We start from the raw sequence: 12,437 nt of genomic DNA on the forward strand, positions 1-12,437 counted from the left end.
ACTGCGCCTTTTTCCTGTATTCATTACTCCCTCCTGAGAATGGGTCAGAAGGTGTAAACCTTATTCAGGACGAGACACAGACAACAAAAAAGGGCCCACCTTTCGGTGAGCCCTTTCAGACCGCCCAGCAGAGCGGATTTTGTTTGGTAGGCGCGATTGGACTCGAACCAACGACCCCCACCATGTCAAGGTGGTGCTCTAACCAACTGAGCTACGTGCCTGCTGTGAGGCGGCATTCTACGGAATTCCGGAGGGGTGTCAACACCTTTTTTTCACCTAACCCTATGAATATGCAAAATATTTAATTTCGACCCGCCACAAGAAGATTTCCCGGTGGCTGGCGGAGGTTTTTCAACTGGGGTAGGATCGCCTCACTCGTAAAATATATTAAACAGAGGCTGCAGGATGGCGAACACCCCTTACCCAGAGTCTTATTACGCTGCGTCGGCCAACGCCGTACCACCACGCCCTGCCCTGCAGGATGACGTGGAGACGGATGTCTGTGTGATCGGTGCTGGTTATACGGGACTGTCCTCGGCTCTGTTCCTGCTTGAGAACGGTTTTCGCGTGACCGTGCTGGAGGCCGCCAAGGTTGGCTTCGGTGCTTCGGGGCGCAATGGCGGGCAAATCGTCAACAGCTACAGCCGTGACATCGACGTGATCGAACGTAGCGTCGGCCCAAAACAGGCACAACTGCTCGGGCAGATGGCGTTCGAGGGCGGCCGGATCATTCGTGAGCGCATCAGCAAGTACAACATTCAGTGCGACTTGAAGGACGGTGGCGTATTCGCCGCCCTCACCGCCAGGCAAATGGGCCACCTGGAATCGCAGAAGCGCTTGTGGGAACGCTTCGGCCACACCCAACTGGAACTGCTCGATCAACGCCGCATCCGCGAAGTGGTGGCTTGCGATCAATACGTTGGCGGCATGCTCGACATGAGCGGCGGCCACATCCACCCGCTTAACCTTGCTTTGGGCGAAGCCGCTGCCGTGGAATCCCTGGGCGGTGCCATCTATGAACAGTCGCCGGCCGTGCGCATCGAACGTGGCGCCAATCCGATCGTGTACACGCCGCAGGGCAAAGTCAGGGCCAAATTCATCATCGTCGCCGGCAACGCCTACCTCGGCAATCTGGTGCCGGAGCTGGCGGCCAAATCGATGCCGTGCGGTACTCAGGTGATCACCACCGAGCCATTGGGCGATGAGCTGGCGAAATCGCTCCTGCCACAGGACTACTGCGTCGAAGACTGCAATTACCTGCTCGACTACTACCGCCTGACCGGCGACAAACGCCTGATCTTCGGCGGTGGCGTGGTGTATGGCGCGCGGGATCCGGCGAACATCGAGGCGATCATCCGCCCAAAAATGCTCAAGGCCTTCCCGCAGCTCAAGGACGTGAAGATCGACTACGCCTGGACCGGCAATTTCCTGCTGACCCTGTCGCGCCTGCCGCAGGTCGGACGCCTGGGCGACAATATCTATTACTCCCAGGGTTGCAGCGGCCACGGCGTGACGTACACGCATCTGGCCGGCAAGGTATTGGCCGAGGCACTGCGCGGACAAGCCGAGCGCTTCGATGCATTTGCCGATCTGCCGCACTACCCGTTCCCCGGCGGGCAACTGCTGCGCACACCATTTGCCGCACTGGGCGCGTGGTACTACGGACTGCGCGACAAGCTCGGTTTCTGATGAGCAAAAAAAGGGCCGCTGAACAGCGGCCCTTTTAACATCCGGCATCAATCACAACTGATCCCGCGCGATCCCGTTGCGAATCCGCAGGATATCCGCCAGCACCGCCAAAGCGATTTCAGACGGGGTCTTGCTGCCCAGATTAAGGCCGATCGGCGCATGAATCCGCGCCAGCTCGCCCTCCCCCAGACTACCGATCCGGCGCAAGCGCTCGAAGCGCTTCTGTGACGTCTGCAACGAACCCATCACGCCGATGTAGAAAGCCTCGGTGCGTACGGCCTCCATCATCGCCAGATCGTCGATGCGCGGATCGTGGGTCAACGCCACCACCGCCGTATCACGGTGGCACCCGCCATCGGCGATGAACACCGACGGCAGTTGCCGGCGAATCTCCACACCGCTGAGCGATACGCCTTCCAGTACTTCATCACGCGGGTCGCAGAGAATCACTTCGAAGCCGAGACCGACCGCGAATTCCGCACAGGCCTGCGCCACGCTGGAATACCCCGCCAGGAGCAAACGCTGAGCGGCACCGATGCGAATCCGCACCCGGTCGATTTCACGCTCGATCCGTGCACCTTGCTCGCGATCGGCAAACAGGCTACGCGCGCCCGTGGCCAGATCGACCTCGCGAATCAATCGACGCTGCCCCAGCAATGCCGATTCGAGTTCACGCAGGTGCGCTTGCACATCGCAGTCGGCGTCAAATTTCTCTACCAGCACGTCGAGAATGCCACCGCACGGCAGGCTGACCCGCGAGCGCGGATCGTCACCTTCGCCATAACGCACGACGTTGATCGCATCGAGAAACGCACCTTCGGCGACGCGCTCGAGAAAGTCTTCCTCGACGCAACCACCGGACAGCGACCCGATCCACTGCCCGCCGTCGTTCACCGCCAGTAGCGAACCCGGCGCGCGCGGCGCCGAACCGAAGGTCGTCAGGACGGTGCAGAACCAGATGCGCTGCCCCGCCGTCGACCACTCCAGCGCCCGACGCACGACCTGCAGATCGAGATGCTGCATGATCAGTGCGCCTTGTGTTCGATGGACGGGGCGTCAGCCTGAAGCTTCTGCACATCGCCGACCGCCAACTCGGCCGATTGACCACCCCAACCCTGGCGCAGATAGTTCAGCAGATCGGTCAGCTGTTCGGCACTGAGCTTGTCGGCAAAACCCGGCATTGGCTGCATGTGTTCGAACCCGGCGAATTTCTGTTCGCCGATACCATCCTCAATCACTCGCAACAGGTTGCGCGGGTCTTCCAGGCGCAGCGTAGTGTTGCCGCGCATGGCCACCGCGATGTGCGGCTTGCCCTCGCCCCCGGCCGCGTGACAGCCGGCGCAGACGTTCAAGTATTCCTGTCGGCCGCGTTGAGCGCTGGCACTGAGTTTTTCCAGGGGCACTTCGGTCAGTTCTTTTGCCGCCGGCGGCTTGTCGCCGAGCAGGAAGGTTGCCATCGCTGCCAGATCCGGATCATTCAGGCCCTGAGTGCTGTTGTGGAACACCGGGAACATCTCGTTGAACATCGTGCCCTGGGCGCTCATGCCGTGCTTGAGGAACGTGCTCAGATCTTGATGATTCCAGCCGCGCGCCGCCAGATCAGTGGCCAGCAGGCTCGGTGCCAGATAGCCATTGAGGATGCCGCCGGTCAGGCGCTTGTCCAACTGCATCGCGCCAGGGAGGCCGCGTGGTGTGTGGCATTCGCCGCAGTGCCCGAGCACTTCGACCATGTACTGGCCGCGTTTCCAGGCGTCGCTTTTGCCTTCGGCCGGCTCCAGCTTCAAGGCTTTGCCGTACATCATGTTCCAGCCGATCAAGCCCGGACGGACGTTGAACGGAAAGCTCAGACTCGTCACCGGCGCTGCACGCTCAATCGGCTCGATGGTTTTCAGATACGCATGAATCGCATCCGAATCGGCACGCGGCATCAAGTGATACGAGGTATACGGCATCGCCGGGTACAGATTGGCGCCGTCACGACGCTTGCCTTCGGTGAGCGCGGCGAAGAACTCTTCATCGGTGTAAAGACCGATACCGTGCTCCTTGCTTGGAGTGATATTGGTGCCATAGATCGTGCCGAACGGCGATACGATCGGCAGGCCGCCGGCAAACGGCGCGCCGCCTGGTGCTGTATGACAAGCCATGCAGTCGGCAGCGCGGGCGAGGTATTCGCCGCGCTTGACCTGATCATCCGCGTGCACCGCCAACACAGGCACGGCCAGCCCGACCGCCAGGGTCAGGCGGGTCAGTAATTGCTTCATGCTTAACCCTCCTTGACCAGGCCGAGATCGGTCAGCACGTTGCGGGTGGCGTTGTAGTAACGCACGTACCCGGTGCAACGGCAGACGTGATGCCCGAGGCTGTCCTCGATGACTTGTTCCAGTTTGCTTTTGACGATCGGCTGGCGTTGCAGCTTTTCCACCAGCACGGTTGCGGCGTTGATGAAGCCCGGGGCGCAGTAGCTGCACTGGAAGGCGAATTCGTCGACGAAACGCTGCTGGATCGGGTTCAGCTCGGTGACCTGGCCTTGCTCGTCACGTTTGGCATGGCCTTCGATGGTGCGGACTTTCTTGCCCTCGAAGTAATGCGCGCCGGTGATGCAGGTGCGCACTTCTTCGCTGGTGCCGTCCGGGTTGTCGACGATCACCACGCAGGCGTGACAGATGCCTTGCCCGCAACCCAGGCGCGAGCCGGTGAGGTTCTTGTATTCGTGCAGGTAATCGATCATCGGCAGGTCATCAGGGATGTCCACCGGGCCGACGGATTGACCGTTGAGGGTCAGTTGAAGCGGACGGTTAGCCATTGAGGGCCTCCTTGATGCGCGCAGCAGTGATTGGCAGATCGCGAACACGTTTACCGATGGCGTGGGCCACGGCGTTACCGATGGCACCGACCACCGGGATCATCACCACTTCGGCGATGCCTTTTGACGGGTCGCTTGAGGACAGCGGCGGCAGGATTTCCGACGTCTGCTTCCACACCGCCACATGGCGCGCCATCGGCAGGCGATAACGGTTGAAGTTCCAGTCACCCTCCCCCGGCCCGCCTTCGTACAGCGGCATCTCTTCCATCAAGGCGTGACCGATGCCCATGGCGATTCCGCCTTCGAGCTGGCCACGCACCAGTTCTTCGACCAGTACTCGACCGCATTCCAGCCACGAGTGATGGTTGAGCACTTCGACTTCTGCCGAACCTTTGTTGACCTTCAACTCGACCAGCGTTGCGACCGGGCTGTAGTAGGTCACGGCGGCGTTGTTCAGTTGAACCACCGGATAGGCGATGTTCTGCCGATCCAGCAGGTGGAAACCGGCACTGGTCATCTGTGCCTTTTTCGCTTTTGGCGCACCATCACCGTATTTCACCGCCAGACCGTCGAGCGGCAGACGTTCGCGCACGCCGTCGATGCTGTATTCAGCTTCTGCCCAGCTCCAGCGGTTGAAACCGTGAACCGTGGCGCCAGTGACCAGACCGCGCTCGTGAGCACGCTTGGCCAGCTCTTCGAAGGTCAGCGGCTGCATGCCGTTGGCAGTGAGTTTGCCGTCAACCCAATGCGCATCTTCGCGGCGTACCACGTAGGGGTTGGCCTGGCCGCCGTATGGGCCCTGACGCCAGATCTCCAGCGCTGCCGGCCACAGACCGTGGTTGAACAGCACGCGCGCCGCTTCACGAGTGGCGTGGCTGAAGTAGTAGGCAGAGTTGGTCGCGGACGACGCGGAAGCCAGCTTGCCGACCCAACGCGGATTGCGCAGGAAGTTGTCCTGCTCGGCCTGGCTCATGATGTAAGGGTTGCCGGCGGTCACCAGCTGCAGTTCATCCCACTCGGTTTCACCGGTCTTCACATCGTGAGCCGCGCTGCCGAGGAAGTCAGCCACCACCAACGCTTGCGAGGTGGACATGCCGGTACCGATCTCGATACCGATGTGCCGCAGGGAAATGCGCCCGTCGGCGGTGAACTCGATGCTGGCCATCGGCGCTTCGGAACCGGTGCCGAAGTCTTTCTGGCAAATGGCGAAACCTACGCCATACCAGTTGTCCGGGTCTGCCGCTTCACGCTGTTTCTTGATCGCGTCGCGGTTTTTCCAGACTTCGTGCAGCGAAGCCTTGTCGAGAATTTCGTGCAGGCGCAACGCACCGGCCGGGATCGCACCCTGGGTGTTTTTCATCCCAGAACGCAACGCATTCTTGCGGCGCAGATCAATCGCGTCGACACCAAGGCGATCGGCAATTTCGTCGACCATCATCTCGGTGGAAGCCATGCTCTGCAGCGTGCCGTAGCCGCGCATCGAACCCGCCTCAACCGCGCGAGAATGGTAAGCGGTGACCTGCAGGTCGTTCTGCGGCATGTAGTAGATAGACTGCGCCGCCGTGGCGCCAACGGCCGCTACCGACGGGCTGTAGTTGATCCGGCCGCCACCGTCGACGCTCATCTCGGCACGGAAAATCTTGAAGCTGTGATCGGTCTTGTCCACTGCCAACTGGTAGCGAATGTCGAACGGGTGACGCTTGATGCCGCTCTGGAACTGCTCGTAGCGGTCGTTGGCCAGGCGAATCGGCACACCTGCGCCGTACAACGCCGCCAGAGCCGCGTAGTAGACGAAAATGTTGTGGTCCTTGGAACCGTAACCGACGGTGTAACCCGGGTGCATGTTCAGGTTCGCCAGGCCGAAACGCGACGGCCCGATCATCTTCGCGGTCTCGGTAGCGGTTTCCAGCGGACATTGGGTGGCGACGACGAAATGCAGGGTCTTGGTCGCCGGGTCGTACCAGCCGTTACCGTTGTCCGGTTCCATTGCGGCCGGTTCGATCGACGGGGTTTTGTAGCGCTCGTCGAACACCAGCCAGTTGTCCGGCGGGATGTCGATCTCTTTCTTCATGCGGTCGGCGTAAAACAGGCCGCGCTCGGTCAGGTTGCCGTGCAGGTTCGGTTGGGAATTCCACACCGGACGACGGTTTTTCAGCATCGGGAACAGGATCGAGTCCTTGAGGCTGGCGAACTCATCCTCGTCCGCCGACGTCGGGCCACCGACGCGCACGTAGCGGAAACTGCCATAGGGATCGCCTTCGTAGAACGGTACTTGGGCACCGTAACGAATTGCCTTGTCATTGAATTTGAGTTTGTTCTTGGCCTGGCGGAAACGCTCGAAGTCGTTCCAGATCAGGATCGCGACCGGGTGACCGATGAACATCGGTACCTTGCCTTCCGGCAGTAGAGGATCCGGCGCGTGCTCTTCAGGGAACACGATGCCGTCCTTGTCCAGATCGGCGGCGGTAACGATACGATCAGGCTGCAGATCGGCGCCGAGCCACGACAGGTCGTATCCGTCGTAGATGCGGTCGGCCTTGATGGTTTTCAGCAACATGGCGTGGCCTTGCTGCTGGGGCCAGCCCGGCATGTCCTTGGAACGGATGTCGCGGGCAAATACCTTGCTGCCGCAGACCTTGGACAAGGCATCGTTACGCTGGCGTGCCTTGCCATTGTTGCCGAGCCACTGCTCGGACGGCACGGTCACGCTGTTTTCCATCAAGGCACCGAGCGCCTGACTGCTGAGCGGTGTGAGTGTAACGCTCACACCCGCCACCAGCCCGCCCTGAAGGAACGAGCGCCGGGATATTTCACGGTTGGACATGGATCATCCTCTGGACGGTTATGGATCCGCCCTTCTGGTTATCTACTGGGAATCTCGAGTCTTGCAGAAGCCCTTTTTGGCTAAACAAAGGGCGTGATGACAGTGCAAAGCTGACCGAAAGGTTAACTTTAAAGGTTTCTGGGCTCGCAGCAAACAACCAGTTACAAAAATTTGACCAAAGAATCAAAAATCAATGCGGCATTGCAGCGCAGCGGCCCGTGGCCGCAGGCCAGATTGCGCGACAGCATCGAACGAGCCACGGCTCGCGCTCATCGCCGGCTACAGAGGAGAAGTGTGGGAAAGGTCAAATTTCAGACACAAAAAACCCCGGTCTTTCGACCAGGGTCTTTGCTATCGATTCCGAATCAACCAGAGGTTGCTTTCGGTGTCTCAAGGCGTTCAGTAGTCCTTGAAACAGATATGGCGCAGCGGACGGGACTCGAACCCGCGACCCCCGGCGTGACAGGCCGGTATTCTAACCGACTGAACTACCGCTGCGTATCGCTTTGAGCTTGAACTCAAGTAACTCGTTTGACTGAAAGCTTCGGTGCTTTTCAATCGCGAACCAGACAGTGCCTGATTCGTTAAATATGGCGCAGCGGACGGGACTCGAACCCGCGACCCCCGGCGTGACAGGCCGGTATTCTAACCGACTGAACTACCGCTGCGCGTCGGTGCAGGCACTTTCAGCCTACGTTCTTGCTTACGCAAGTATCTCGGGAGTGGTGGGTGATGACGGGATCGAACCGCCGACATTCTGCTTGTAAGGCAGACGCTCTCCCAGCTGAGCTAATCACCCGTTTGCATCTCCGAGGCCGCGAAATTTACGCAGGTAGCGAACCTAAGTCAATAGCAGGATTGAAGTTTTTCTAAAAAAGACGAAATTGCTTCATTCCGTATAAATCATCTTCTTGGTCATGCCGCCATCGACCACGAATTCCTGCCCGGTCACAAACCCTGCATTCTTCGACAGCAACCACGCCACCATCGCCGCAACGTCCTCGACCGTACCTACCCTGCCCGCAGGATGCTGGGCATGATCGGTATCGCTCAGCGGTTCCGCGCGTCGGGCAGAAGGGTCCCGCGCATCGATCCAGCCCGGGCTGACCGCATTGACGCGAATCTCCGGCCCCAGACTGACCGCCAGCGCATGCGTCAGCGCCAGCAAACCACCCTTGCTCGCTGCATACGCCTCCGAATCCGGTTCCGACTGCGCCGCACGGGTCGAGGCCAGATTGACGATCGCCCCGTTGTGCGCACGCAGATACGGCGCGCAGTGCTTGGCCAGCAACATCGGCCCACCGAGGTTCACTGCCAGCACCCGATTCCAGTAAGCCAGATCGAGGCTTTCCAGCGTGATGTTGTGCGGATCGGCCACGGCAGCATTGCACACCAGCGCGTCCAGGCGGCCAAACTGCCCGAGCACTTCCGCGACTCCGAGCGCCACCTGACTTTCGTCCGCCACGTCCATGGCGATGAACCAGGCGTTTTCGCCCAGCACCTTTGCCACTTTCGAACCCCGCGCACGATCCAGGTCCGTCAGCACCACCTGCCAGCCTTCACTGATCAGCCACGCTGCGATTCCCAGACCTATCCCGCGCGCAGCACCCGTGACCAATGCAACGCGGCCATGGGTGCCAGTCTTCGGCGTAGGCAACTCGATCACAACGCCGCCAGGCCGCGCGACAGGTCGGCTTGCAGGTCAGCCACGTCTTCCAGACCGACCGCGATGCGGATCAGGCTGTCACGAATGCCGGCAGCCTCACGCTCCTGCGGCGCCAGACGGCCGTGGGACGTCGTGCTCGGGTGAGTGATGGTGGTCTTGCTGTCACCGAGATTGGCGGTGATCGAAATCAAACGGGTCGCATCGATGAAACGCCAAGCACCCTCCTTGCCACCCTTCACCTCAAAACTGACAACTGCGCCGAAGCCTTTTTGTTGACGCCGAGCCAACTCGTGTTGCGGATGGCTCTTGAGACCGGCGTAATGCACCTTCTCGATGCCGTCCTGCTGCTCCAGCCATTCAGCCAGTTGCTGGGCGTTGGCGCAGTGCGCCTTCATCCGCAGGTTCAGGGTTTCCAGACCCTTGAGGAAGATCCAGGCGTTGAACGGGCTCAGGGTCGGCCCGGCCGTCCTCAGGAAACCGACGACTTCTTTCATCTGCTCGCTGCGACCAGCAACCACGCCGCCCATGCAACGGCCCTGGCCATCGATGAACTTGGTGGCCGAGTGCACAACGATATCTGCGCCCAACTTCAGCGGCTGCTGCAAGGCAGGCGTGCAGAAGCAGTTGTCGACCACCAGCATCGCGCCCTTGGCGTGCGCGATTTCCGACAGCGCGGTGATATCCACCAGCTCAGCCAACGGATTGGACGGCGACTCGACGAACAGCAATTTGGTGTTGGACTTGATCGCTGCGTCCCAGGCCGACAGATCGGCCAACGGCACATAATCGACTTCCACGCCAAAACGCTTGAAGTACTTCTCGAACAGGCTGATGGTCGAACCGAATACGCTGCGCGACACCAGCACATGATCGCCGGCACTGCACAGGCTCATCACCACCGCCATGATCGCGGCCATGCCGGTCGCCGTGGCCACCGCTTGCTCGGCGCTTTCCAGCGCCGCAATGCGCTCTTCGAACGCGCGGACGGTCGGGTTGGTGTAGCGCGAGTAAACGTTGCCCGGCACTTCCCCGGCAAACCGTGCGGCGGCGTCAGCGGCGGTACGGAACACGTAGCTGGAAGTGAAGAACATCGGATCACCGTGCTCGCCTTCCGGCGTACGGTGCTGACCGGCACGTACGGCCAGGGTATCGAACGCTACGCCTTCGAGGTCGCTGTCCAGCCGACCGGCATCCCATTCCTGACTCATGCTGTCACTCCTTGCCCTTTTCTCGATAAATAAAAAGTCTTTTGCCAGATACAAAACCGGCCCCTAAGGGCCGGTTGAAACTCAGTTGTTGTACAGATCAATGATCGCACTGACCGCCTGGGTCTTGACCTTCGAGGCATCGTTGCGTGCCTGTTCGATCTTGTTCAGGTAAGCCTCGTCGACGTCGCCGGTGACGTACTTGCCGTCGAACACTGCACAATCGAAGTTTTCGATCTTGATCTTGCCGCCACCAACCGCTTCGATCAAGTCAGGCAGATCCTGATAGATCAGCCAGTCGGCGCCGATCAGATCAGCCACATCCTGGGTCGAACGGTTGTGCGCGATCAACTCGTGAGCGCTCGGCATGTCGATGCCGTAAACGTTCGGGAAGCGAACGGCCGGAGCCGCCGAGCAGAAGTAGACGTTTTTCGCGCCGGCTTCACGGGCCATCTGGATGATCTGCTTGCAGGTGGTGCCGCGAACGATCGAGTCGTCCACCAGCATCACGTTCTTGCCGCGGAATTCCAGCTCGATGGCGTTGAGCTTCTGACGTACCGACTTCTTGCGCGCAGCCTGGCCGGGCATGATGAAGGTACGACCGATGTAACGGTTCTTGACGAAGCCTTCGCGGAATTTCACGCCCAGATGGTTGGCCAGCTCCAGCGCGGCAGTGCGGCTGGTGTCCGGAATAGGGATGACCACGTCGATGTCGTGCTCCGGGCGCTCGCGCAGGATCTTCTCGGCCAGCTTTTCACCCATGCGCAGACGGGCCTTGTAGACCGACACGCCGTCGATGATCGAATCCGGACGCGCCAGGTAGACGTGCTCGAAGATGCACGGGGTCAGGGACGGGTTGGTCGCGCATTGACGGGTGTGCAGCTTGCCGTCTTCAGTGATGTACACCGCTTCGCCCGGCGCCAGGTCGCGAATCAGGGTGAAGCCGAGCACGTCCAGCGAAACGCTTTCGGAGGCGATCATGTACTCGACGCCTTCGTCGGTGTGACGCTGGCCGAACACGATCGGACGGATGCCGTGCGGATCACGGAAGCCGACGATGCCGTAACCGGTCACCATTGCCACGACGGCGTAACCACCGACGCAACGGTTGTGCACGTCGGTCACGGCGGCAAACACGTCTTCTTCGGTCGGTTGCAGCTTGCCGCGCTGGGCCAGCTCATGGGCGAACACGTTGAGCAACACTTCCGAGTCGGAACTGGTGTTGACGTGACGCAGATCGGATTCGTAGATCTCTTTGGCCAACTGTTCAACGTTGGTCAGGTTACCGTTGTGCGCCAGGGTGATGCCGTACGGCGAGTTGACGTAGAACGGCTGAGCCTCGGCCGACGTCGAGCTGCCGGCAGTCGGGTAACGGACGTGGCCGATACCCATGTGGCCGACCAGGCGCTGCATGTGACGCTGCTGAAACACGTCACGCACCAGGCCATTGTCCTTGCGCAAGAACAACCGGCCATCATGGCTGGTCACGATACCGGCAGCGTCCTGGCCGCGGTGCTGGAGCACGGTTAGCGCGTCATACAGCGCCTGATTGACGTTCGACTTACCGACGATACCGACGATGCCACACATGCGACGCAACCCCTACTTAATGGATCTGAACTGAACAACACTCACTGAGGCGTTTTGGCCGACGGCAAGAGTTGTTCCTTGAACGGAATATCAGCGGGTACGCTGATTCCGCTGGCAAGCCACTGACTGCTCCACCCAAGAATCAGGTTTTTGGACCAGTCTGCGACCAATAGAAACTTTGGCACGAGCTGTGATTCTTTCCACCACCCGTCCTGCTGTACCGGCCCCAGGCTCAATAGCCCGACCGCCACGACCACCAGCAACACGCCACGCGCAGCGCCGAAGGCCATGCCGAGGAATCGATCGGTCCCGGACAACCCGGTGACGCGAACCAACTCGCCGATAAGATAATTGATCATTGCGCCCACGATCAGTGTGGCGACAAACATGATGGCACAGCCCGTGATCACACGAGCCGACGGTGTTTCGATGTATCCGGCGAGGTACTCGGACAGTGAGCCACCGAACATCCAGGCAACAACTCCTGCGATGATCCAGGTCACCAGCGACAATGCTTCTTTGACGAAGCCGCGGCTCAAACTGATCAAAGCGGAGATGGCGATGATTGCAACGATCGCCCAGTCAACCCAGGTAAATGGCACAGTGCAGCCTACAGACGGATAAGGCGGCGCATTTTAGCAGAGCGCAGGGCTGTCGGTA

At 60.3% G+C, this 12,437-nt stretch carries 9 protein-coding genes and 4 tRNA genes; 1 reads left to right on the plus strand and 12 read right to left on the minus strand.

Features of this window, described 5'->3' with window-relative positions; genetic code table 11:
* Positions 1 to 144: 144 nt before the first annotated feature.
* Positions 145 to 221: transfer RNA gene (locus tag MKZ87_RS27125), tRNA-Val, on the minus strand.
* A gap of 184 nt (positions 222 to 405) precedes the next feature.
* Between MKZ87_RS27125 and MKZ87_RS27130 the strand changes: the two genes are divergently transcribed.
* On the plus strand, positions 406 to 1,689 hold the full coding sequence (locus MKZ87_RS27130; RefSeq protein ID WP_234204803.1) for an NAD(P)/FAD-dependent oxidoreductase: 1,284 nt from the start codon (positions 406 to 408) through the stop codon (positions 1,687 to 1,689).
* Between the two features lie 51 nt (positions 1,690 to 1,740).
* Here MKZ87_RS27130 and MKZ87_RS27135 read toward each other — a convergent pair whose 3' ends face one another.
* The 11 genes from MKZ87_RS27135 to MKZ87_RS27185 form a co-directional block, all read right to left on the minus strand.
* Complete coding sequence (locus MKZ87_RS27135; RefSeq protein ID WP_266202170.1) at positions 1,741 to 2,712, minus strand: XdhC family protein; 972 nt, start codon at positions 2,710 to 2,712, stop codon at positions 1,741 to 1,743.
* 2 nt (positions 2,713 to 2,714) lie between these two features.
* Positions 2,715 to 3,950 (minus strand): c-type cytochrome, encoded by a 1,236-nt coding sequence (locus MKZ87_RS27140; protein WP_234204801.1) that lies wholly within the window; start codon positions 3,948 to 3,950, stop codon positions 2,715 to 2,717.
* A 2-nt stretch (positions 3,951 to 3,952) separates the two neighbouring features.
* A complete protein-coding gene (locus tag MKZ87_RS27145; RefSeq protein WP_234204800.1) occupies positions 3,953 to 4,492 on the minus strand; it encodes a (2Fe-2S)-binding protein in 540 nt (179 codons plus the stop codon).
* A complete protein-coding gene (locus tag MKZ87_RS27150; protein WP_234204799.1) occupies positions 4,485 to 7,316 on the minus strand; it encodes a xanthine dehydrogenase family protein molybdopterin-binding subunit in 2,832 nt (943 codons plus the stop codon). The genes MKZ87_RS27145 and MKZ87_RS27150 overlap by 8 nt, the downstream gene beginning before the upstream one ends.
* A 421-nt stretch (positions 7,317 to 7,737) precedes the next feature.
* Positions 7,738 to 7,814, minus strand: a tRNA-Asp gene (locus MKZ87_RS27155).
* 93 nt (positions 7,815 to 7,907) lie between these two features.
* Positions 7,908 to 7,984, minus strand: a tRNA-Asp gene (locus MKZ87_RS27160).
* Between the two features lie 55 nt (positions 7,985 to 8,039).
* A tRNA-Val gene (locus MKZ87_RS27165) sits at positions 8,040 to 8,115 on the minus strand.
* A gap of 90 nt (positions 8,116 to 8,205) precedes the next feature.
* A complete protein-coding gene (locus tag MKZ87_RS27170) occupies positions 8,206 to 8,982 on the minus strand; it encodes an SDR family oxidoreductase (protein ID WP_085701257.1) in 777 nt (258 codons plus the stop codon).
* The gene (locus MKZ87_RS27175) at positions 8,979 to 10,190 is read right to left on the minus strand and encodes an O-succinylhomoserine sulfhydrylase (RefSeq protein ID WP_085701258.1); all 1,212 of its coding nucleotides are present in this window, start codon (positions 10,188 to 10,190) and stop codon (positions 8,979 to 8,981) included. Before MKZ87_RS27175 ends, MKZ87_RS27170 begins: the two co-directional genes overlap by 4 nt.
* 81 nt (positions 10,191 to 10,271) lie before the next feature.
* Entirely contained in the window at positions 10,272 to 11,777 is a 1,506-nt protein-coding gene (purF, locus tag MKZ87_RS27180) for an amidophosphoribosyltransferase (protein WP_007956466.1), read from the minus strand.
* Between the two features lie 41 nt (positions 11,778 to 11,818).
* Positions 11,819 to 12,379, minus strand: a complete 561-nt coding sequence (locus tag MKZ87_RS27185) for a CvpA family protein (protein ID WP_085701259.1) — start codon at positions 12,377 to 12,379, stop codon at positions 11,819 to 11,821.
* Positions 12,380 to 12,437: the final 58 nt, after the last annotated feature.

The organism is Pseudomonas sp. MCal1, assembly GCF_026341415.1.
Taxonomy (GTDB): Bacteria; Pseudomonadota; Gammaproteobacteria; order Pseudomonadales; family Pseudomonadaceae; genus Aquipseudomonas.

What these genes read in the sequence shown, in the direction of transcription:
- MKZ87_RS27150 (WP_234204799.1), bottom strand. Translation starts at nt 7,316, where the DNA reads ATGTCCAACCGTGAAATATCCCGGCGCTCGTTCCTTCAGGGCGGGCTG.
- MKZ87_RS27135 (WP_266202170.1), bottom strand. Translation starts at nt 2,712, where the DNA reads ATGCAGCATCTCGATCTGCAGGTCGTGCGTCGGGCGCTGGAGTGGTCG.
- MKZ87_RS27130 (WP_234204803.1), top strand. Translation starts at nt 406, where the DNA reads ATGGCGAACACCCCTTACCCAGAGTCTTATTACGCTGCGTCGGCCAAC.
- MKZ87_RS27145 (WP_234204800.1), bottom strand. Translation starts at nt 4,492, where the DNA reads ATGGCTAACCGTCCGCTTCAACTGACCCTCAACGGTCAATCCGTCGGC.
- MKZ87_RS27175 (WP_085701258.1), bottom strand. Translation starts at nt 10,190, where the DNA reads ATGAGTCAGGAATGGGATGCCGGTCGGCTGGACAGCGACCTCGAAGGC.
- purF (WP_007956466.1), bottom strand. Translation starts at nt 11,777, where the DNA reads ATGTGTGGCATCGTCGGTATCGTCGGTAAGTCGAACGTCAATCAGGCG.
- MKZ87_RS27140 (WP_234204801.1), bottom strand. Translation starts at nt 3,950, where the DNA reads ATGAAGCAATTACTGACCCGCCTGACCCTGGCGGTCGGGCTGGCCGTG.